General features: G+C 64.7%; 16 protein-coding genes and 1 tRNA gene. 14 read left to right on the plus strand and 3 right to left on the minus strand.

The genetic code is table 11. The features are described from left to right. Positions 1-234: 234 nt before the first annotated feature. From AB7M16_RS17960 to AB7M16_RS18010, 11 genes are all read left to right on the plus strand, one after another. Entirely contained in the window at positions 235-1,677 is a 1,443-nt protein-coding gene (locus AB7M16_RS17960; RefSeq protein WP_453944686.1) for a sigma-54 interaction domain-containing protein, read from the plus strand. 245 nt (positions 1,678-1,922) lie between these two features. Then, positions 1,923-3,950: an acyl CoA:acetate/3-ketoacid CoA transferase gene (locus AB7M16_RS17965; protein ID WP_453944687.1), complete on the plus strand. Its 2,028-nt coding sequence runs from the start codon at positions 1,923-1,925 to the stop codon at positions 3,948-3,950. Positions 3,951-4,056: 106 nt separating this feature from the next. After that, the gene (locus AB7M16_RS17970) at positions 4,057-5,241 is read left to right on the plus strand and encodes a substrate-binding domain-containing protein (RefSeq protein WP_453944688.1); all 1,185 of its coding nucleotides are present in this window, start codon (positions 4,057-4,059) and stop codon (positions 5,239-5,241) included. A 155-nt stretch (positions 5,242-5,396) separates the two neighbouring features. Then, positions 5,397-6,170 carry an ABC transporter ATP-binding protein gene (locus tag AB7M16_RS17975; RefSeq protein ID WP_453944689.1) on the plus strand — a complete coding sequence of 258 codons (774 nt, stop codon included), beginning with the start codon at positions 5,397-5,399 and terminating at the stop codon, positions 6,168-6,170. Next, positions 6,167-6,889 (plus strand): ABC transporter ATP-binding protein, encoded by a 723-nt coding sequence (locus AB7M16_RS17980; protein WP_453944690.1) that lies wholly within the window; start codon positions 6,167-6,169, stop codon positions 6,887-6,889. Before AB7M16_RS17975 ends, AB7M16_RS17980 begins: the two co-directional genes overlap by 4 nt. After that, positions 6,886-7,896, plus strand: coding sequence for a branched-chain amino acid ABC transporter permease (locus AB7M16_RS17985; protein ID WP_453944691.1), 1,011 nt, complete (start codon positions 6,886-6,888; stop codon positions 7,894-7,896). Before AB7M16_RS17980 ends, AB7M16_RS17985 begins: the two co-directional genes overlap by 4 nt. Continuing rightward, a complete protein-coding gene (locus AB7M16_RS17990; protein ID WP_260381347.1) occupies positions 7,893-8,978 on the plus strand; it encodes a branched-chain amino acid ABC transporter permease in 1,086 nt (361 codons plus the stop codon). The genes AB7M16_RS17985 and AB7M16_RS17990 overlap by 4 nt, the downstream gene beginning before the upstream one ends. Positions 8,979-9,157: 179 nt before the next feature. Continuing rightward, positions 9,158-12,280 (plus strand): bifunctional diguanylate cyclase/phosphodiesterase, encoded by a 3,123-nt coding sequence (locus tag AB7M16_RS17995; protein ID WP_453944692.1) that lies wholly within the window; start codon positions 9,158-9,160, stop codon positions 12,278-12,280. Beyond that, positions 12,280-13,317: a sensor domain-containing diguanylate cyclase gene (locus AB7M16_RS18000; RefSeq protein WP_453944693.1), complete on the plus strand. Its 1,038-nt coding sequence runs from the start codon at positions 12,280-12,282 to the stop codon at positions 13,315-13,317. The genes AB7M16_RS17995 and AB7M16_RS18000 overlap by 1 nt, the downstream gene beginning before the upstream one ends. A gap of 62 nt (positions 13,318-13,379) precedes the next feature. Next, a tRNA-Arg gene (locus AB7M16_RS18005) sits at positions 13,380-13,456 on the plus strand. A 270-nt stretch (positions 13,457-13,726) separates the two neighbouring features. Beyond that, complete coding sequence (locus AB7M16_RS18010; RefSeq protein WP_453944694.1) at positions 13,727-14,515, plus strand: alpha/beta fold hydrolase; 789 nt, start codon at positions 13,727-13,729, stop codon at positions 14,513-14,515. An 87-nt stretch (positions 14,516-14,602) separates the two neighbouring features. Here AB7M16_RS18010 and AB7M16_RS18015 read toward each other — a convergent pair whose 3' ends face one another. Further along, positions 14,603-14,812 carry a hypothetical protein gene (locus tag AB7M16_RS18015; RefSeq protein ID WP_260381351.1) on the minus strand — a complete coding sequence of 70 codons (210 nt, stop codon included), beginning with the start codon at positions 14,810-14,812 and terminating at the stop codon, positions 14,603-14,605. A 129-nt stretch (positions 14,813-14,941) separates the two neighbouring features. On the opposite strand from AB7M16_RS18015, the gene dinB reads away from it, so the two are divergent. Beyond that, on the plus strand, positions 14,942-16,042 hold the full coding sequence (gene dinB, locus AB7M16_RS18020) for a DNA polymerase IV (protein WP_453944695.1): 1,101 nt from the start codon (positions 14,942-14,944) through the stop codon (positions 16,040-16,042). Between the two features lie 100 nt (positions 16,043-16,142). Here the strand turns inward: dinB and AB7M16_RS18025 are convergent, their stop codons facing one another. Together AB7M16_RS18025 and AB7M16_RS18030 are read right to left on the minus strand one after the other, a co-directional pair. Next, positions 16,143-16,436 carry a hypothetical protein gene (locus AB7M16_RS18025; RefSeq protein WP_172787942.1) on the minus strand — a complete coding sequence of 98 codons (294 nt, stop codon included), beginning with the start codon at positions 16,434-16,436 and terminating at the stop codon, positions 16,143-16,145. A 204-nt stretch (positions 16,437-16,640) separates the two neighbouring features. Next, entirely contained in the window at positions 16,641-17,327 is a 687-nt protein-coding gene (locus tag AB7M16_RS18030; protein WP_453944696.1) for a DNA-3-methyladenine glycosylase I, read from the minus strand. A gap of 256 nt (positions 17,328-17,583) precedes the next feature. Here AB7M16_RS18030 and AB7M16_RS18035 point away from each other — a divergent pair, with 256 nt between their 5' ends. Next, positions 17,584-18,978, plus strand: a complete 1,395-nt coding sequence (locus AB7M16_RS18035) for an MBOAT family O-acyltransferase (protein ID WP_453944697.1) — start codon at positions 17,584-17,586, stop codon at positions 18,976-18,978. 3 nt (positions 18,979-18,981) lie between these two features. Further along, positions 18,982-20,052, plus strand: a complete 1,071-nt coding sequence (locus AB7M16_RS18040; protein WP_453944698.1) for a hypothetical protein — start codon at positions 18,982-18,984, stop codon at positions 20,050-20,052. Positions 20,053-20,194: the final 142 nt, after the last annotated feature.

Raw genomic sequence — 20,194 nt, forward strand, 5'->3', positions numbered from 1 at the left:
TGTCGTCCCGGGGCGCGCAAAGCGCGAGCCCGGGACCCATAACCACAGAGCGCAGTTGCTGCGCGACGCTCCCACTCAGAGTCTTCGCCAAATTGCTCCCTGGGGGTATGGGTCCCGGGCTCGCTTCGCGCCCCGGGACGACAGCAATTGCTGGAGCTGGCTTCAATCCCCATTTCCCCCTTTGAAATCGCTACACTTTTGGTAATACACGGGCGGACCTCCCCGAGGTATCTCATGCCTGCCGCTTCCTCCTCGATCAGCGATCCCGCCTATCTCCGTGCGCGCGCGATGGAGACGCTGTTCGAGCGGCTGGAGAAGCTCTGCGAGGGCGCGATTGCGATCGATCGCGGCGGGCGCGTCGTCTACGTCAACGAGAAATATCTTGCAGCCCTCGGCCTCAACCACCCCAGCGAGGCGATCGGCCGGTCGATCGAGGAGGTCATCCCGAACAGCCTGATGCGGAGGGTGGCCGAGACCGGCGAGCCGATCCTGCTCGACATCATGGAGCTCGGCGGCGAGCAGCTCGTCGTCACCCGCATGCCGATCGAGGACGAGAACGGGACGGTGATCGGCGCGATCGGCTTCGTGCTCTACGATCATCTCGAAAGCCTGAAGCCCCTGCTCGCCCGCGTCGCCCAGCTCGAGAGCGATCTGCGGCTGGCGCGGCGGCAATTGTCCAACGCCCGCGCGGCGCGTTTCACCTTCGCCGATTTCGTCGGCGCGACGCCGGCCATCGCGCGCGCCAAGGAGCTCGCCAGCCGCGCCGCGCGGCAGAGCGTCACGGTGCTGCTCACCGGCGAGACCGGGACGGGAAAGGAGATGCTGGCGCAGGCGATCCACAACGCCTCCTCGCGCGCCGAGAGGCCGTTCGTCAGCGTCAACGTCGCCGCCATCCCCGAGACGCTGATCGAATCGGAGTTCTTCGGCACTGCGCCGGGCGCCTATACCGGCGCCGACCGACGGGGACGCGAGGGCAAATTCCGCATTGCCGACGGCGGCACGCTGTTCCTCGACGAGATCGGCGAGATGCCGCTGCAGCTCCAAGCAAAACTCCTGCGCGTGCTCCAGGAGCGCGAGATCGAGCCGCTCGGCTCGGACAAGATCACCAGGGTCGACGTCCGCGTCATCGCCGCGACCAATGTGGACCTGCGCAAGCGCGTCAGCGACGGCGCATTTCGCGCCGACCTCTACTACCGTCTCAACGTGCTTTCGGTCGACCTGCCGCCGCTGCGCCACTGCCTGGACGATCTCCCCGACATCTGCGCCCGGCTGCTCGACGACATCAGCGCATCGCGCGACTACGTCAAGGCGAAGATCACGCCGAGCGCGCTCGCTGCGCTCGCCCGTTACGACTGGCCGGGCAATGTCCGCGAGCTCCGCAACATCCTCGAGCGCGCGCTGATCCTCAGCGATTCCGGGCGGCTGACCGGCGAGGATGTCGCCCGCATTCTCCCGATCGAGACCGAGGTCAGGCTTGCACCGCCCGAGCGCCCGGCCGGATCGGTGGTGCCCTATGCCGAGGCCGAGGCCGAGTTCGAGAAGCAGACGCTCGAACAGGCGCTCGCCGCCAGCAACGGCCAGATCACCGAAGCCGCCAGGATGCTGCGGATCTCGCGTGCGACCTTCTACAAGAAGCTCGCCAAATTCGGCCTCGCCTCGGGATCGGCGCCCGTCTGAGTTTCGAGACATGGGAGTGTCCGGAGTCTCGGATTCCGGACACCGCATCCGGCCGCTCTTCGGGGGTGAATTGCAGTCAATTGCCGCAGATTTCAGCCGTTTTGCGCGGCACTGCGGGATCTGGCGCGGACCTTGCTATCCGCTTTGCCGTCTTTCCTTCGCGAGGAGCAACCTGTTCCGGGGCAGCTCTTCGCGATAAGATCAAGCACAACAAGGCCTACGGTCCAGGGAGCGGGAGGAACGCCGTGAGCCATCATCCAGCTCTGCCTTATCTGCGCAACTCCGAGAAGGGCAAGGTCGTCTCGGCGAATGAAGCCGTCATGCTGATCCGCGACGGCGACACGGTGGCGACCGGCGGCTTCGTCGGCATCGGCTTTGCCGAGGAGATCGCGATCGCGCTGGAGGAGCTGTATCTGTCCCACGAGGGCGATGCGCCCTATACGCAAGGCAAGCCGCGCAACCTGACGCTGGTCTATGCCGCCGGGCAGGGCGACGGCAAGCAGCGCGGCCTCAATCATTTCGCGCATGAAGGCCTGGTGCGGCGCGTGATCGGCGGGCATTGGGGTCTTGCGCCGAAATTGCAGCAGCTCGCGATCGCGAACCAGATCGAAGCCTACAACCTGCCGCAGGGCGTCATCACGCATCTGTTCCGCGACATCGCCGCGCACCGCCCCGGCCACATCACCCGCGTCGGCATGGGCACCTTCGTCGATCCCCGGCACGGCGGCGGCAAGCTGAATGCGCGCACCACCGAGGACCTGGTGGAACTGATCACGCTGCGCGGCGAGCAGTGCCTGCTCTACAAGACCTTTCCCATCGACGTCGGGATCATCCGCGCCACGACGGGTGATCCCGACGGCAATCTCACCATGGAGAAGGAGGCGCTGACGCTGGAAGCGCTCACCATCGCCATGGCGGCGCACAATTCCGGCGGCATCGTCATCGCCCAGGTCGAGCGCGTCGCCGAGGCCGGCAGCCTCAATCCGCGCCAGGTCAAGATTCCCGGCATCCTCGTCGACTGCGTCGTGGTGTCGAAGCCGGAGAATCACTGGCAGACGTTCGGCACGCAATACAATCCGGCGTTCTCGAGCGAGATCCGCGTCCGCGCCGCCTCGCTGCCGGTGATGCCGATCAGCGAGCGCAAGATCATCGCCCGGCGTGCCGCGCTGGAGCTGAAGGCCAACAGCGTCGTCAATCTCGGCATCGGCATGCCGGAGGGGATCGCTTCGGTCGCCAACGAAGAGCGCATCATCGATCTCATCACGCTGACGGCGGAACCCGGCGTGATCGGCGGCATCCCCGCGAGCGGCATCGATTTCGGCGCGGCGATCAACACGCAGGCGGTGATCGACCAGCCCTATCAGTTCGATTTCTACGACGGCGGCGGCCTCGATGCCGCCTTCCTCGGCCTCGCCCAGGTCGATCGCGTGGGCAACCTCAATGTCAGCAAATTCGGACCGAAGCTTGCCGGGGCCGGCGGCTTCATCAACATCAGCCAGAACGCCAAGGAAGTGATCTTCGTCGGCACCTTCGGTGCGGGCAAGCAACGCATCGCGGTGAAGGACGGCAGGCTCGCCATCCTCGACGAGGCCAAGTCGCGCAAGTTCGTAGATCACGTCGAGCACGTCACCTTCAGCGGCCCGTTTGCCGCCGCGCGCAAGCAGCGCACGCTGTACGTCACCGAGCGGTGCGTGTTCGAGCTCCGGCCGGGCGGGCTCGAGCTCACCGAAATCGCGCCCGGCATCGACATCGAGCGCGACATCCTGCGCCTGATGGATTTCAAGCCGCTGATCCCGCGCGACCCGGCGCTGATGGATCCGCGCATTTTCGGCGACGGGCTGATGGAGCTGCGCGAGCGGCTGCTCACGATCCCGCTCGACCAGCGCTTCACGCTGGACGAGCAGCAAAACCTGTTCTTCGTCAATCTCGAGCGCTATCCGCTGCGCAGCAAGGCCGAGATCGACACCATCGCTGCCATCGTCGAGGCGAGGCTCGCGCCGCTCGGACGCCGGGTCTACGCCATCGTCAATTATGACAATTTTTCCATCCTGCCGGAGCTGATGGACGATTATTCGGCCATGGTCCGCGGCCTCGTCGACCGCTTCTATTCCGGCGTGTCGCGCTACACCACGTCGGGCTTCCTGCGCATCAAGCTCGGCGAAGCCCTGGAGAAGCGCGGCGTCGCGCCGCACATCTTCGAGAGCGCGGAGGAAGCGCAGTCTGATCGGCGCCAAGCCGAGGGAGCCCGCGATGCGCGGCCAGCTCAAAAATGATGCATGTTCGAAAGGCCGAGATGCTCAGGCGGAAGGTTCAATTGCAATGTCTGTAACGTTGTGCAAATCGCTGTTGCCGAGAAACTTTGAATCAGGAGGGACCATCGTGCGTCGATCACTCATCATAACAACAACCATTCTCGCGCTCGGCGCGGGCACCTCCGCGCTGGCCGACGATCTCAAGATCGCGCTGATCTACGGCAAGACCGGTCCGCTCGAAGCCTACGCCAAGCAGACCGAGACCGGCCTGAAGATGGGTTTCGAATACGCCACCAAGGGCAGCATGACGCTCGACGGCCGCAAGATCGTCATCATCACCAAGGACGACCAGGGCAAGCCCGACCTCGCCAAGGCCGCGCTCGCTGAAGCCTATCAGGACGACAAGGCCGACATCGCGATCGGCACGACGTCGTCGGCCGCAGCACTGGCCATTCTTCCCGTCGCCGAGGAGAACAAGAAGATCCTGATCGTCGAGCCCGCGGTCGCGGACCAGATTACCGGCGAGAAGTGGAATCGCTACATCTTCCGCACCGCGCGCAACTCCTCGCAGGACGCGATCTCCAACGCGGTCGCGATCGGCAAGCAGGGCGTCACCGTGGCGACGCTGGCGCAGGACTACGCCTTCGGCCGCGACGGCGTCGCCGCCTTCAAGGAGGCGCTCGCCAAGACCGGTGCGACGCTCGCGGCGGAAGAATATGCCCCGACCTCGACCACCGACTTCACCGCGGTCGGCCAACGCCTGTTCGACGCGCTGAAGGACAAGCCCGGTCGCAAGGTGATCTGGGTGATCTGGGCCGGCGCCGGCAATCCGCTGGCCAAGCTCCAGGACATGGATCCGAAGCGCTATGGCATCGAGCTCTCCACCGGCGGCAACATCCTGCCGGCGCTCGCAGCCTACAAGGGCCTGCCCGGCATGGAAGGCGCGACCTATTACTTCTATGAGATCCCCAAGAACCCGGTGAACGACTGGCTGGTCGCCGAGCACCAGAAGCGCTTCAACGCGCCGCCGGACTTCTTCACCGCGGGCGGTTTTGCGGCCGCGATGTCCGTCGTCGCCGCCGTCACCAAGGCGAAGTCGACCGACTCCGAGAAGCTGATCACGGCGATGGAAGGCCTGGAGTTCGATACGCCCAAGGGGAAGATGGTGTTCCGGAAAGAGGACCATCAGGCGCTGCAGAGCATGTATCACTTCAAGGTCAAGGTCGATCCGAACGTCGCCTGGGCCGTGCTCGAGCCGGTGCGCGAGCTGAAGATCGAGGACATGGACGTTCCGATCAAGAACAAGCGGTGATTTCTTCACCTCTCCCGTAGGGAGAGGTCGGCGCGAAGCGCCGGGTGAGGGGTACCACCCTCTCGTGGGACCTGTGCCCCTCACCCGATTTGCTGCGCAAATCGACCTCTCCCCTTCGGGGAGAGGTGTCACAACCAGCCGACACGCTTGAACCCATGCCCCTCACCCTCGAAACCCGCGATCTCACCATCCGCTTCGGCGGCCATGTCGCGGTCAACAATGTCTCCTGCACGTTTCGCCCGGGCGAGCTCACCGCCATCGTCGGGCCGAACGGCGCCGGCAAGACCACCTATTTCAATCTGATTTCGGGCCAGCTGCGGGCATCTGGCGGCAGCATCCTGTTCGACGGCACCGACATCACCCAGCATTCCGCGCCAATGCGGACCCGTGCGGGTCTCGGACGCGCGTTCCAGCTCACCAACCTGTTTCCCAACCTGACGGTGGAAGAGAATGTCCGCCTCGCGGTGCAGGCTGCCAGCGGCACCCATTACGACATGCTGCGGCCCTGGATGGTGCGGCGCGACCTGATCGCGCGCGCCGATGCCATTCTCGACCAGGTTGCGCTCGGCAACCGCCGCGGCGTCACTGCCACCGCGCTGTCGCATGGTGACCAGCGCAAGCTGGAAGTGGCCCTGATGATCGCGCTGGAGCCAAAGGTGTTCATGTTCGACGAGCCGACCGCCGGCATGAGCATCGACGAGGTGCCCGTCGTCCTCAACCTGATCGCGCAGCTCAAGAAGGACAGGAGCAAGATCATTTTGCTGGTCGAGCACAAGATGGACGTGGTGCGCTCGCTCGCGGACCGCATCATCGTGCTGCATAACGGACAGCTGGTGGCCGACGGCGTGCCTGCCGAAGTGATCGCCTCGCCGATCGTGCAGGAAGCCTATCTCGGCGTCGCGCCCAAGAACGCAGGGAGTGCAGCATGAGCGATCTCCTCAAGCTGTCCGGCGTGCACACCCATATCGGGCGCTATCACATCCTCCAGGGCATCGATCTCACGGTGCCGCAAGGACAGGTCACGATGCTGCTCGGCCGCAACGGCGCCGGCAAGACCACGACGCTGCGCACCATCATGGGCCTGTGGCAGGCTTCAAAAGGCGAGATCACCCTCGCCGGCCGGCGCATCGAGAGCCTTGCGACGCCGGACATCGCGCGGCTCGGCGTCGGCTACGTGCCGGAGAGCATGGCGGTGTTCTCCGACCTCACGGTGAAGGAAAACCTGGTGCTGGCGGCGCGCGACGCGCCGCTCGACGACAGGCAGCTGGATTGGATCTTCGGCTTCTTCCCGGCGCTGCGCCGCTTCTGGCTGTCGCGCGCGGGGAGCCTGTCGGGCGGGCAGAAGCAGATGCTGTCGATCGCCCGCGCCATCATCGAGCCGCGCAAGCTGCTCCTGATCGACGAGCCGACCAAGGGCCTCGCGCCCGCCATCGTGATGGCGCTGATCGAGTGCCTGAAGGAGATCAAGCGCAAGGGCGCGACGATCCTCTTGGTCGAACAGAATTTCTTTGCCGCCCGCGAGCTCGGCGACAACGTGCTGGTCATGGACAACGGCACCATCGTTCATCGCGGCGAGATGGCGGCGCTCGCCGCCGACGTGCCGCTGCAGGAGCGGCTGCTCGGCCTGAGCCTGGAGGCGCATCAGTGACAGACCTTGCCGCAACCGATCCGCTGCCGAAGCCGAAGCGCGACCTCGCGCCGATCCTGCTGCCACTCGCGCTGGCGCTGCTGATGATCCCGCTGATCGGGTCGACCTCGTCCTGGCTGACCCTGACCGCCGCGAGCCTTGCCATGGGCATGATGATCTTCATCATGGCCTCAGGGCTCACGCTGGTGTTCGGCCTGATGGACGTGCTCAATTTCGGCCACGGCGCCTTCATCGCCGTCGGCGCCTATGTCGCCACGCTCGTTCTGGCGCCGTTCGCGGCCTCCATCCAGGCCGACTCGCTCTGGACGAACCTCGCGGTGCTGGCCCCGGCCGCGCTGCTCTCGATGGCGGTGTCGGGCGCGCTCGGCCTCGTCGTCGAGCGCGTGCTGATCCTCCCCGTCTACGGCCAGCATCTGAAGCAGATCCTGATGACGACCGGCGGTCTCATTGTTGCGGAACAGACGCTCTATGCGCTGTGGGGACCGCAGATCATTCCGATGCCGCTGCCGGCCTCGCTGCGCGGCTCCTTCATCCTCGGCGACGTCGCGATCGCCAAGTACCGCGTGCTGGCGATGCTGATCGGGCTTTCTGTCTTCATCGCGATCCAGCTCGTGCTCAACCGCACCAAGCTCGGCCTTCTGATCCGCGCCGGCGTCGAGAACCGCGAGATGGTCGAGGCGCTCGGCTATCGCATCCGCCGCCTGTTCCTCGGCGTGTTCATGACGGGATCGGCGCTGGCCGGCCTCGGCGGCGTGATGTGGGCGCTCTATCGCGAGCAGGTCCACGCCTCCATGAGCGACGACCTCACCGTGCTCATTTTCATCGTCGTCATCATCGGCGGGCTGGGATCGATCGGCGGCTGCTTCATCGGCGCCATCCTCGTCGCCATGGTCGCAAATTACGGCGGCTTCCTGGTGCCGAAGCTCGCCCTCGTCTCCAACATCCTGCTGATGGTCGCCATTCTGATGTGGCGGCCGCGCGGCCTCTATGCGGTGACCAGCCGATGATGATCCTCTCGGGCGATCCGCCGCGCAGCCGCGTCCTGACCCTCGTTCTCGTTGTCATCATCCTGGCGCTGGCGGCGACGCCGTTCCTGTTTCCGGGTGCCAAGGCGCTGAACGTCGCGGCCAAGATCTGCGTCTTCGCAGCCCTCGTCGCCTCCTACGATCTCTTGCTCGGCTATACCGGCTCGGTGTCGTTCGCCCACACCATGTTCTATGGCATCGGCAGCTACGCCATCGCGATCGCGCTGTACGGGATGGGTCCGAATTGGGCCGCGGTCGGCACCGGGATCGTCACCGGCCTGCCGCTCGCCGCCCTGCTCGCGCTGGCGATCGGGCTGTTCTCGCTGCGCGTCGCCGCGATCTTCTTTGCCATGATCACGCTCGCGGTCGCCTCGGCCTTCCAGGTGCTGGCCTCGCAGCTCTCATGGCTCACGGGCGGCGAGGACGGGCGCAGCTTCCAGCTCCCCGAACTGCTGCGTCCCGGCACGGTGTTGATCTCCAAGAACCTGTTCGGCTTCGAGGTCAACGGCCGCATCCTGACCTTCTATCTGGTGTTCGCGATCTCGGCGCTGATGATCCTCGCCTTGCTGCGGGTGGTGAACTCGCCGTTCGGGCGCGTGCTGCAGGCAATCCGCGAGAACCGCTTTCGCGCCGAGGCGCTCGGCTTCCGCACCGTGTTCCACCTGACCTACGCCAACTGCCTTGCGGCCCTGGTCGCCGCCAGCGCCGGCATCCTGAACGCGCTGTGGCTGCGCTATGCAGGTCCCGACACCTCGCTCAGCTTCTCCATCATGCTGGACATCCTGCTGATGGTGGTGATCGGCGGCATGGGCACGATCTACGGCGCGATCATCGGCGCCACGATCTTCATCCTCGCGCAGAACTATCTGCAGTCGCTGATGGGCGTCGCCTCCAAGGCGGCGGACGAAGCCGGCCTGCCGTTGCTGCCCGGGCTGTTGCATCCCGACCGCTGGCTGCTGTGGCTCGGGCTGCTGTTCATCGCCAGCGTCTATTTCTTCCCGACCGGCGTGGTCGGACGGCTGCGCCATGGCGGCGGCAAGAAGACCGCCGGCCCCTCGCATTAACCGATGATTCATGATGCAGCGCTGCGATTGCGGCGCGCGCGACACAATCCTCGTGCGTGATACCCGCGGTGCTGCATATGGATGTGCGATCAGCCCAGCTGCATTAATGCTTAGGTAACTGGCTTTCCTAAGGTTTGCGCCATTTGTGCGGTGTATTCCTGGTCCTCCAGTGAGGGGGAATGCGCCAGGTCTTTGCCAGGGTAGCAGCCGGAATGTCTCTAGCCGCGAGAAACGGCTGGGAGGCCTTGGCGCGCCGTGGTCCCGTCCTGTGGCTGACCCTGTGCGGCGTGTTTCTGGTCGCGGGAATCTTCATCGCCACGGCGGTCGCCGTCGGCGAGTTTCGCGAGCGGACCCTCGCCAACCGCGAACGCGAGCTTGAAAACACGGTGAAGCTGATCGCGCGGCATTTCGATCAGCAATTCGAGGATTCCGACGTCGTCGCCGCCGACCTGATCGGGCAGATGAACCTGCCGGAGATCACCTCGCCTGCGATGTTCCGCGAGCGCATGTCCGGGCCTGCGGCCAACCAGATGCTGCGCAGCAAGATCAGCTCCGTGTCGTATCTCGGCGACATCGCGATCTACGATGCCGAGGGCGAGCTGATCAACTGGTCGCGGGCCCAGCCGCTGCCCAAGATCAACGTCTCCTCGCGCGCCTATTTCCAGTCGTTCAAATTTAACCCGGCGGCCGAGCCGGTGATCCTGGAATCGGTCCGCAGCTTCCTGATCGGCAAATGGACCACGGTCGTCGCACGCCGGCTGCGCGGCGCGGACGGCACCTTCCTCGGCGCCATGGTGCGGCGGATCGATCCGGACAGCTATCAGCAATACTTCGCATCGGTCGCGCTCGCCGACGGCACGGCCATTTCGCTGCTCGACCGCGAGGGCAAGTTGCTGGCGCGCTATCCGCACGCCGAGGAACTGATCGGGCGGAACTTCAAGGACGCGCCGCTGATGCAGAAAGTGCTGGCCGAAGGCGGCCAGCAGACGCTCCGCGGCAAGAGCCCCGTCACCGGCGAGGAGCGGCTCGGCTCGGCCGCGTCGCTGACGCATTTCCCGCTGGTCATCATCGCCACCAACATCACGGCAGCGGCGCTCGCGGACTGGCGGCAGCAGACCGGCTTCATGGTGGCAACGGCGGGCTTCTCGGCGGGCGTGATCGCGCTGATCCTCTATCTGATCATCCGCCAGATCAACCGGCAGAACCGCGAGGCCCAGCAGCGGATCGAGGCGGAGCGGCTCCGACTCGACACCGCCCTCAACAACATGTCGCAGGGGCTGATCCTGTACGACGCCGGCGGCACCATCGTCACCTGCAACCGCCGCTACGCCGAGATGTTCGGCCTTTCGCACGACGTCATCAAGCCCGGCTGTCACATCCGTGAGGCGATGTATCATCGCAAGGAGCGCGGCGCGTTCGACGGCGACGTCGAGGCGTTTTGCGCCGAGGTCATGCGGGTCGTCGCCGAAGGCGCGGTCTCGACGCTGACCCATCAACTGGCTAACGGCCGCGCCTTCCAGGTCATCAACACGCCGCTCGCACAGGGCGGATGGGTCGCCACGATCGAGGACATCACCGAGCGCCGCAACCTCGAACAGGAGCGCGACCGCAACTACACCTTCCTGCGCGAGATCATCGACCACATCCCGTCGCAGATCACCGTGAAGGATGCCCGGACGCGGCAATATCTGCTGCTCAACGTTGTCGCCGAGCAGCTGTTCGGCCAGTCCCGCCAGGACGTCGTCGGCAAGACCGCCTTCGACATCTTCCCCGAGGGGGCCGCCGCCCACATCACCGACGACGACAGCAGGGCGCTGAAATCGGCCAAGGGCTTGTTCAAGGACGAGCACGCCTGGCAGATGCCCGGCATGGGCCTGCGCTACATCACCTCGACCCGCATCGGCATCAACGACGGCGCCGGCGAGCCGCGCTATCTCATTCATGTCATCGACGACGTCACCGAGCGTCGGCGCGCCGACGAGAAGATCGCGCATATGGCGCATTACGATGCGCTGACCGACCTGCCGAACCGGACCCTGTTCCGCGAGCAGATCGAACGCGAGCTGGCGAACGTCGCCGATGGCTGCCAGTTCGCGCTGCTCTATATCGACGTCGACGAGTTCAAGGGCATCAACGATTCGCTCGGCCACCACGTCGGCGACGAGTTGCTGAAGGCGATCGCAGGCCGCCTCCGCGGCTGCCTCAAGCAGGGCGACCTGATCGCGCGGCTCGGCGGCGACGAGTTCGCGGTGATCCAGACCGGGATTCAGTCCCCCGCGGACGTGCTGTCCTTCGTGACGAGGATCTACCAGGCGATCCGCCAGCCCTATCATTGCCTCGGCCACCAGCTCTCGACCGATGCCAGCATCGGCATTGCGCTGGCGCCGCAGGACGGCTCAGACCTCGATCAACTCATCAAGAACGCCGACCTCGCGATGTACGGCGCCAAGGCCGAGGGCCGCCGCACCCACCGCTTCTTCGAGCCGGAGATGGATGCCAGCGCCAAGGCGCGCCTCAGCATGGAGCAGGATCTGCGCCAGGCCCTGGTGAACGGCGGCTTCGAGATCCACTATCAGCCGCTGGTCGACCTGCGCACCAACGAGGTCTCCGGCTGCGAGGCGCTGCTGCGCTGGCGCCATCCCGAGCGCGGCATGGTGTCGCCGGCCGAGTTCATTCCGGTCGCCGAGGATACCGGCCTGATCACCGAGCTCGGCGACTGGGTGCTGCGCATGGCCTGCAACGAGGCCGCGACCTGGCCGGCGCATGTGCGCGTCGCGGTCAACGTCTCGCCCGTACAGCTCAAATGCGACACGCTGGCGCTGCGCATTGCGAGCGCGCTCGCCGCCTCCGGGCTGGATCCGCGCCGGCTCGAGCTCGAGATCACCGAGGCCGTGCTGATCCGCGATGACGAGGCGGCGCTCTCGATCCTGCATCAGCTCCGCGCGATCGGCGTGCGCATCGCGCTCGACGATTTCGGCACCGGCTATTCCTCGCTGAGCTACCTGAAGCGCTTCCCGTTCGACAAGATCAAGATCGACCGCTGCTTCGTCGCCGACATCGCCGAGACCACCGGCTCGCCGGTCATCGTGCAGGCGGTGGTGAACATCGCTTCCGCCAGCAGCATGACCACGGTGGCCGAGGGCGTCGAGACCGAGGCGCAGCGCGACATGCTGCGCGCGCTCGGCTGCACGCAGATGCAGGGCTATCTGTTCAGCGCGCCGAAGCCGGCCAGCGAGGTGCGCAAGCTGTTCGGTGCCGGCGATGGCTCGCCCGGAACCTTGCCCGTGGCGGCGGTGGCCTGATGCCGAAGTTGCGCAGGACCGTCGATGTCGCCGATTCCTACGCGGTGCGGCTGATGCAGCACCTGGTGGTGCCGACCTTCGTGATCGACCCGAAGCGCCGCGTCGTGATCTGGAACAGGGCCTGCGAGCGGCTGACCGGCGTCGCCGCCTCCGAGGTGATCGGCACCAGCAAGCACTGGCAGGCGTTCTACGAGACGAAGCGCCCCTGCCTTGCCGACCTCGTCGCGCTCGACCGGCCCGAACAGCTGCCGGAGTACTATCCGGAATATGCCGCGCGCGGCCACAACGGGCTCGGCTTCTCCGCGGAGAACTGGTGCGTGATGCCCAAGCTCGGCAGCCAGCTCTATCTCGCCATCGACGCCGGCCCGATCCACGACGAGGCTGGCAACCTGATTGCGGTGGTGGAGACGCTGCGCGACCTCACCGACCAGAAGCGCGCCGAGATGGCGCTGAAGGAGCTCGCCACCAAGGACGGGCTGACCGGCTTGGCGAACCGCCGCGCCTTCGACCAGATGCTGCTCGGCGAATGGGCCCGCGCCCAGCGCACGCAGAAGCCGCTGGCGCTGCTGTTCGTCGACGTCGACCATTTCAAGCTGTTCAACGACCAGCACGGCCACCAGAGCGGCGACGAGTGCCTGCGCGCGGTTGCTGGCGTCGTCAGCCGGCACGCGGTGCGCCCGCTCGATCTCGCCAGCCGCTATGGCGGCGAGGAGTTTGCGCTGATTCTGCCCGACATGGATTCTGACACCGCCTGCATGGTGGCCGAGCAGATCCGCTATGCCGTCATGGCCTTGGCGATCGCCCATGGTGCGATGGGTGCCGGCGATCACGTCACCCTCAGCGTCGGCGTCGCCAGCCACGTTCCTGATGGGAGCGACGGCGGCCCGGACCGGCTGCTCGGCGCCGCCGACGAGGCGCTCTATGTCGCCAAACGCCTCGGCCGCAACCGCGTCATCTGCGCCGATCGGGCGCTTGCCGAATTCGCCGCCCGCGGCGGAAAGCCGGTTCCGGCCCCGGTCAGACGCAAATCGGCTTGAAGCGCACTCCGGCGAGAAGCGGTTGCCCACCCCGCGCCAATCGGCTAAATGAACCTGCAACTGCACCCGTAGCTCAGCTGGATAGAGCGTTGCCCTCCGAAGGCAAAGGTCACACGTTCGAATCGTGTCGGGTGCGCCAGCTCAGGATTTTGCGCGAGGCCGTGCGAGTCTCCTAACAGCGCGATGCGATTGGGATGGGTCTCATCGCGCTTTAGATGGTTGTTTGGACATAGTCTTTTCGGAAAACCGCTCCACACTTTTCCGGACCACGCGCTAGGACGCGCTCGAAGATTGGCCATACGCGATTGCAAGGAGCCGTTTGAGGCTTGACGTCAGCGATCGACGGGTCGCCCCAGCCCCCTTACCCGCATCATTGCCCGAGAAGCCTGGAATGCCGGTGGATACGGAGATGACAATGAAGCTCGCGCGTGAAGGTATCCAACTGTCGTTCGACATCGCTGGGAAGGGATCGCCTGAGTTCCTGTTCGTCCATGGCCTTGGCGGAGATCGCACCCACTTTGCGCGACAGATGGAGTACTTCGGTCGGCGCGGTCGCGCATTGAATGCCGAACTGCGAGGACACGGCGAGAGCGACAAGCCGCACCAGGACTACTCGATCGAAGGCTTCGCCGAGGATCTCGTCTGGCTGTGTGCCCGGCAAGAGATAACGAATCCGGTCATCGTGGGCCAAAGCATGGGCGGCAACATGGCACTCGAAATCGCGGCCCGTTATCCGGATTTTCCTGCGGGGCTGGTGCTGCTCGATTCCGGCGTGCTCTTCCCTGCCTCGGCGGGAGCGGTGTTCACCAGCTACCTGGAGGGCCTGCAGGGGCCGAACTTTGCGGACGAGATCCGAAAAATCGTGGCGGACTCCTGTCTGCCGACCGACAGATGCCACGCCCATGTCGAACAGACCTTCCTGGCGACGCCACAGCACGTGCTGGTGTCGACGTTCAAGAGTCTGTTTCCCTGGGATGTGCATCGGGCGGGTCAGTGCGCCCAAGCGTGCCGGGTCCCGGTGCTGTATATCGAAGCCGCTCATCGGCTCGCGGATCTAGACCGCTTTGCGGCACTATGCCCGCAACTGGTTACGGCCAAGGCTGTCGGCTCCGGGCATTTCTTGTCGCTCGAGGTGCCGGAGCAGATCAACGCCATGATCGATCGATTCATCTCGCTTTACGTGCAAAGACGCGAATGAACTTCGCATGAGCGTGACCTGTGCCAAGCGCGGCGAGGACACTACATTGGCCGGGCAGAGCAAGATCAGACGAGATCGTGCCGGCACTCAATTCAGCATCGCGACAATCGCCTGGATCTGGTCGGACGCGGTCGTCACCAGTCCGTCATATGACGTCTGGCCGTGTGCGGCGGCCTTCAGGATGCATTCGGCCACGGCCGCCTTCAGGCCGAACACCGACTGATGCGCCGGCACGCTCGCCATCACGGTCTCCAGTGCTTGACGCATCGTTTGAATGAGCTCGGAGCTGTATTGCATGGACCTGTCCTCCGCGGACTCATATTGGGTCGCGTCCCCCTGCTTGCCACTCACAAGCCTGCGATCGCGCTTTGACAACCGCCCATCCATCACCTCGCGCTTCTTTTCACGCGATTGTATCATCCTGCCATGAGCGAATCCGACACGATGCCTGGCGCAGCCGCGGCCGTGCGCAAGATCATCCATATCGACATGGATGCGTTCTATGCGTCGGTGGAGCAGCGCGACAATCCGGAGCTGCGCGGCAAGCCGGTCGCCGTCGGCGGCTCCGCGGAACGCGGTGTCGTTGCGGCAGCGAGCTACGAGGCGCGCAGGTTCGGCGTCCGCTCGGCCATGCCGTCGGTGACGGCGAAGCGGCAATGTCCCGATCTGATCTTCGTCAGGCCGCGCTTCGAGGTCTACAAGGCGATCTCCAGGCAAATCCGCGACATCTTCGCCGAGCACACGCCCGTCATCGAGCCGCTGTCGCTGGACGAAGCCTATCTCGACGTGACGGAGAACCTGCAGGGCATCCCGCTGGCGCGGGACATCGCGCTGAAGATCCGCGCGAAGATCAAGGCCGAGACCGGCCTCAACGCGTCGGCCGGCATCTCCTACAACAAGTTCCTGGCCAAGCTCGCGTCCGATCATCGCAAGCCCAACGGCCAGTTCGTGATCTCGCCGGAGATGGGGCCGGCCTTCGTCGAGACGCTGCCGGTCGGCAAATTCCACGGCATCGGTCCGGCGACGGCGGCGAAGATGAACGCGCTCGGCCTGTTCACCGGCCGCGACATCCGTAACCAGTCGCTGGAGTTCATGAACGCGAATTTCGGCAAGTCGGGTGCGTATTATTATTGGATATCACGCGGCGTCGACGAACGCCCCGTGCGCGCCAACCGGATCCGCAAATCCGTCGGCGCGGAGAACACGTTCTCGACCGACCTCGACGCCTTCGACGCGCTCGTCGCCGAGCTCAGGCCTCTCGTCGACAAGGTCTGGGGGCATTGCGAGGCGACCGGCAATCGCGGCCGCACCGTCACCCTGAAGATCAAGTTCGCCGACTTCGAGATCATCACCCGCAGCAGATCCGTCGCCGCGGCCGTTGCCGGACGCGACGATCTGGAGCGGCTGGCCTGCGGCCTGCTCGAAGCCGAGATGCCGCTGCCCAAGCGCGTCAGGCTGCTGGGGATCTCGCTGTCCTCGCTCCATGCTGCCGGCGAGTCGGAGCCGCAGCTGACGCTGGGCATCTGACCGCGGCGCGAGCTTCGGCGACGGAGCGCACCAGGCGCGACGAACGGTGGCGGATTGTTCCGATCCGCCACCGTTGAAGGTCGATCGCGCTCGGGGCCGTTCAATGCTTCATATGCTCGAACACCACGATCACGCCGGTCGGTTCGGGCTCATGCGCCATCAGGCGCGTCAGGTCGGAATCGCCCCAATCGGCGAGGCTGACGACCTCGCCGCTCTCGCGGTCGCTGCCCAGCGATCCCGTCGGCTCGAGGACCTTGAGCCCCATCTCGTCGACGAAGAAGGTGTGCTCGCCGAACATGCTGTTGAGCTGCGGCATCGCCGGATGTTCGTCGGGCAGCACCTGAGCGCCGAGTTGGTGGACGGTCTGCTTCACCTGTTCCGATGTGAGCTTCATGAGCTGCTCCGTTGCTGGATCCGGTTGTCATTGAGCCGGGCGGGAGCGAGCATTCCCTGCGCCCTTTGTGCGCCTGGCTCAGAGTCCCGAACAGGCGCTGCGGACAAATGTTCCTGCGAAATGTATTTCGTGATCGCGAGTTTCATCGGCCGCGTTCGCAGCACAAGATCGCCACAGGATGCACACGATCGGCCGATCGACGCGCTACTCGCTGCTGTTCTCGCCGACCGACAGCGCGCAGATGCGTGACAGATATGTGTACGGCAGGCCGCTCTCCTCGGCCCAGGCATTGAACTGCGCCTGCACCTTGGCGAGATCGCCCTTCGACTTGACCTCCTCGGCGATGTCCAGACCGGCATCGCGCAGGCAGGCCACCACGTCCTTGGACGTCACGAAGCCGTCCCAGCCGACGAAGCGCAGCAGCATCTGGCCGGTGTTGCCACCCAGCCGGCTGCCGCGCTTGGTGAGGAGATCGAGCAGGCCGATCTCGTCGGACGACGGCCATTTCGCCAGAAACTTGCCGAAGCTGCCGTGCTCCTTCGCGATCTCCTGCACGAACGCGGCATTGTCCCGCACCGACATGATCTTGGCGCCGTTGCGCACGATGCGCGCATCGCGCAGCAGGCCCTCCCAATAGTCTTCGGGCTGGAAGCTGAGCTTGGCGGGCTGGAAATGCAGGAAGGCCGCTTCAAAGCCGTCCCATTTGGAATCGATCACGCTCCAGGCAAAGCCGGCGCAGAACACCCGCTTGGTCATTTCGGCGAGGATACGATCGTCGCCGAGCTTGGCCAGCCGCTTGAGGTCCGGCTTGGCCGGCATCAATTTGTCCAGCGCCCTCGGCCCGCCCTTGCGCTTCTCGGCGCGGGCGCGAATGGTCTTGAAGGAGGTCATGTGGACATGCGCTCTCGAGGATGCGCCACGACATCAGAATTCACGCGGCGGGTCCAGTCCCGCGAATATCAGGCGTCCTGATCGCACCGCCGGCTCAGGCGAATTTATGTTGATTTCATCTCGGGGTTGCTATTCTGATGCCGTGGTGATGGAAATGATCCTGGTCACCACGACGCCCCTGTCTTCCTTCCCGTCGTCGTCCCCATTGATATGGCGAGCGGCGCGCTTGCTGCTCAGCAAGTGATTGTCTGCTGCGATGTCGTTCGTTTCCCTGGCGTTCCTTTGCTTTGTTCCCGCGACCTTTCTGCTCTATCACGCCACCTCGAGGCTTGCGGTTCAGAACGTCATCATACTGGTCGCTAGCTACGTATTCTACGGCTGGTGGGACTGGCGCTTTCTGCCCCTGCTGGCCGGCATTTCCATCGTCAACTATGCCGCGGCGATCGTCATCGCCGCTTCCAAGCGCGAACAAACCCGAAAGCTCCTGCTCACTCTCGCCATCGCAGCGGCGATGATCGTTCTTGCGATCTTCAAATACTTCAATTTCTTCATCGATTCGTTCTCGATGATCGCCGAGCGCGTGGGGCTTCATCCGAACCTGCCGACATTGCGCATCGTGCTGCCGCTCGGCATCTCCTTCATCACCTTCCAGGGCATCGCCTACGTGGTCGACGTCTATCGCGGCAAGCATGCCGCCGAGAGGGACGTCGTCAAGTTTCTCGCCTTCAAGGCGTTCTTCCCGCAGCTCGTGGCCGGCCCGATCGAGCGGGCGAGCAACCTCCTGGATCAATTTTCGGCGCCGCGACGTTTCACGTCCGATCACGCCGAGCGCGCGCTCTGGCTCCTGATCTACGGCTATGCCATGAAGGTCGTGGTGGCAGACAGCCTCGCGCCGATCGTGGACACGCTCTTCATTCCGGAGCAGCCCTTCGGTTGGTCGGTCATCCTCGCCACGCTCGCATTCGGCATCCAGATCTATGCCGACTTCAACGGATACAGCCTGATCGCCAAAGGCGTCGCGCTGCTGTTCGGCTTCGAGCTGATCTGGAATTTCCGCTACCCCTACTGGTCGGTTTCGATCAGCGAGTTCTGGCATCGCTGGCACATCAGCCTCAGCACCTGGCTGCGCGACTATCTCTACATCCCGCTCGGCGGCAACCGCCGCGGCGAGCTCATCACCAACCGAAACCTGCTGCTTACGATGGCGCTGGGAGGTCTCTGGCACGGCGCGTCATGGACCTTCGTGCTCTGGGGCCTTGTTCACGGCCTGGCCCTCGTGGCCTGGCGCGCGTTTTCCGGCAAGGAGGCGCCGGGCTCGACGGTCGCCCGCGGCCTCGGCTGGGCTCTCACCATGCTGGTGGTGTTCGTGGGCTGGTTCTTCTTCCGCGCGTCCAATTGGAACTTGCTGGTGGGCATGCTCTACGCCCTCGGCAACTGGGAGTGGGCTCCGGTGCACGGCGCCGCCGGTCTCGCGATCCTGTCGCTGTCCGTGCCGCTGATGCTGCTGGAGTGGCAGCTTCGGTCGCGTGGCGACTATTCGATCCTGCAGTGGCCTGCATGGCTGAGATATCCGCTGTTTGCTACGCTGGCGGCGATGACGATCGCCGCCTCCGGACACGTCAATGCCACCTTCATCTATTTCCAGTTCTAGATCATGCCCCTGAAACAGACGATCGAATCGATCGGACAATGGCCGCTGGCAGGTGCGGTATGGATCGTTGCCCGACGGCTCATTCCTCTGGGCGTGCTCACCGCCCTCATCCTCGGCGTTGCACATTACATCCATCAGCAGAGCTTGCATCAATGGTCGCGCGGCATCGAGACCTACATCGTCCTGGAGCAAATCAGGCGCTCGGAGCGGCTGCCTGCGGCCGACCTTGCCTTTCTCGGCGATAGCTCCTGCTTGATGGGGATTCACGTCCCGACGTTGTTGCGGGCGTTCCCGGGATCCGGAATCGAGTCGTTCTGCACCATCGGATTCGTCGGTCCGGATGGCTATGGCGCGATGCTTGAAAAGATGATCGCGCGCGGGCGCCAACCCAGGAAGCTGGTTCTGGTGTTCAACCCGATTCAGTACGAGCGCGATCCGAGGTGGAATGAATGGGTGAATTTCATCCGGACCAACCGCTTCGAAGTTCCGTCCGGCCTGACGTTTCCGGCCGGTGGCCCGGAGTACATCCGCCTGCTGATGGAGCGAGCGGTCTACAATCCGCTGCCCGGTGGTTACGCGGTGTATTACGGCGGCAAGGACCAGTTCATTTCAACCATTTGGCGCGAGCATGGCAGCGCGATCGATCCCAATCGGATGCTCGATATTCCTTCGCTGGACGCCTACAAGGCCGCGCTGGCCGGTCACGTCTTCTTCAAGCCCGATCCCAAGATCAAGCCGTTCGTGATGAACGCGGAATTCGAGAAGGCGCTCGCCTCCTTGTCGGAAACGCTATCGAAGTTCGACCGGTCGAAGGTGTACCTCGTCATCACGCCGGTCAATTCGCTCTATGCCCAAGGCGGTCCACAGAGCTTTCATGCCGAGGCTGGTGAAAGGATCGCCGCCATGCTCGGCATCGACAGATCGCACTTCCTCGATACGCCGGATATGATGCTGGACATCATGTACGCGCACTATCCCTCGCATCTGCATCGATGGAGCCGGATCATCTACACCGAGCAGCTTGCCGAGGCTCTGGCGGGCCGCGGCATCCTGGGAAGGGAGAAGGGCAACTGAAAGACGGCCGGCCCCGATCGGCTCGGGCGCGGCCCTTTTGCCGCGCCGGCGGGGCCGACAGGGCCGGTTTGTTTCTTGCCTTGGACGTCAGTCGTGGCAATATCCGTCAATTCGCAAGCCTTCCGATTGCTTTGACCTGACG

The sequence above is a fragment of the Bradyrhizobium sp. USDA 372 genome (genome assembly GCF_053629095.1).

Bases quoted from the DNA above. Each gene is read 5' to 3' on its own strand.
- dinB (WP_453944695.1), top strand. From the start codon at position 14,942: ATGAGCGAATCCGACACGATGCCTGGCGCAGCCGCGGCCGTGCGCAAG.
- AB7M16_RS18025 (WP_172787942.1), bottom strand. From the start codon at position 16,436: ATGAAGCTCACATCGGAACAGGTGAAGCAGACCGTCCACCAACTCGGC.
- AB7M16_RS18010 (WP_453944694.1), top strand. From the start codon at position 13,727: ATGACAATGAAGCTCGCGCGTGAAGGTATCCAACTGTCGTTCGACATC.
- AB7M16_RS18030 (WP_453944696.1), bottom strand. From the start codon at position 17,327: ATGACCTCCTTCAAGACCATTCGCGCCCGCGCCGAGAAGCGCAAGGGC.
- AB7M16_RS17995 (WP_453944692.1), top strand. From the start codon at position 9,158: ATGCGCCAGGTCTTTGCCAGGGTAGCAGCCGGAATGTCTCTAGCCGCG.
- AB7M16_RS17975 (WP_453944689.1), top strand. From the start codon at position 5,397: ATGCCCCTCACCCTCGAAACCCGCGATCTCACCATCCGCTTCGGCGGC.
- AB7M16_RS18040 (WP_453944698.1), top strand. From the start codon at position 18,982: ATGCCCCTGAAACAGACGATCGAATCGATCGGACAATGGCCGCTGGCA.
- AB7M16_RS17960 (WP_453944686.1), top strand. From the start codon at position 235: ATGCCTGCCGCTTCCTCCTCGATCAGCGATCCCGCCTATCTCCGTGCG.
- AB7M16_RS18015 (WP_260381351.1), bottom strand. From the start codon at position 14,812: ATGCAATACAGCTCCGAGCTCATTCAAACGATGCGTCAAGCACTGGAG.
- AB7M16_RS17990 (WP_260381347.1), top strand. From the start codon at position 7,893: ATGATGATCCTCTCGGGCGATCCGCCGCGCAGCCGCGTCCTGACCCTC.
- AB7M16_RS18035 (WP_453944697.1), top strand. From the start codon at position 17,584: ATGTCGTTCGTTTCCCTGGCGTTCCTTTGCTTTGTTCCCGCGACCTTT.
- AB7M16_RS18000 (WP_453944693.1), top strand. From the start codon at position 12,280: ATGCCGAAGTTGCGCAGGACCGTCGATGTCGCCGATTCCTACGCGGTG.
- AB7M16_RS17980 (WP_453944690.1), top strand. From the start codon at position 6,167: ATGAGCGATCTCCTCAAGCTGTCCGGCGTGCACACCCATATCGGGCGC.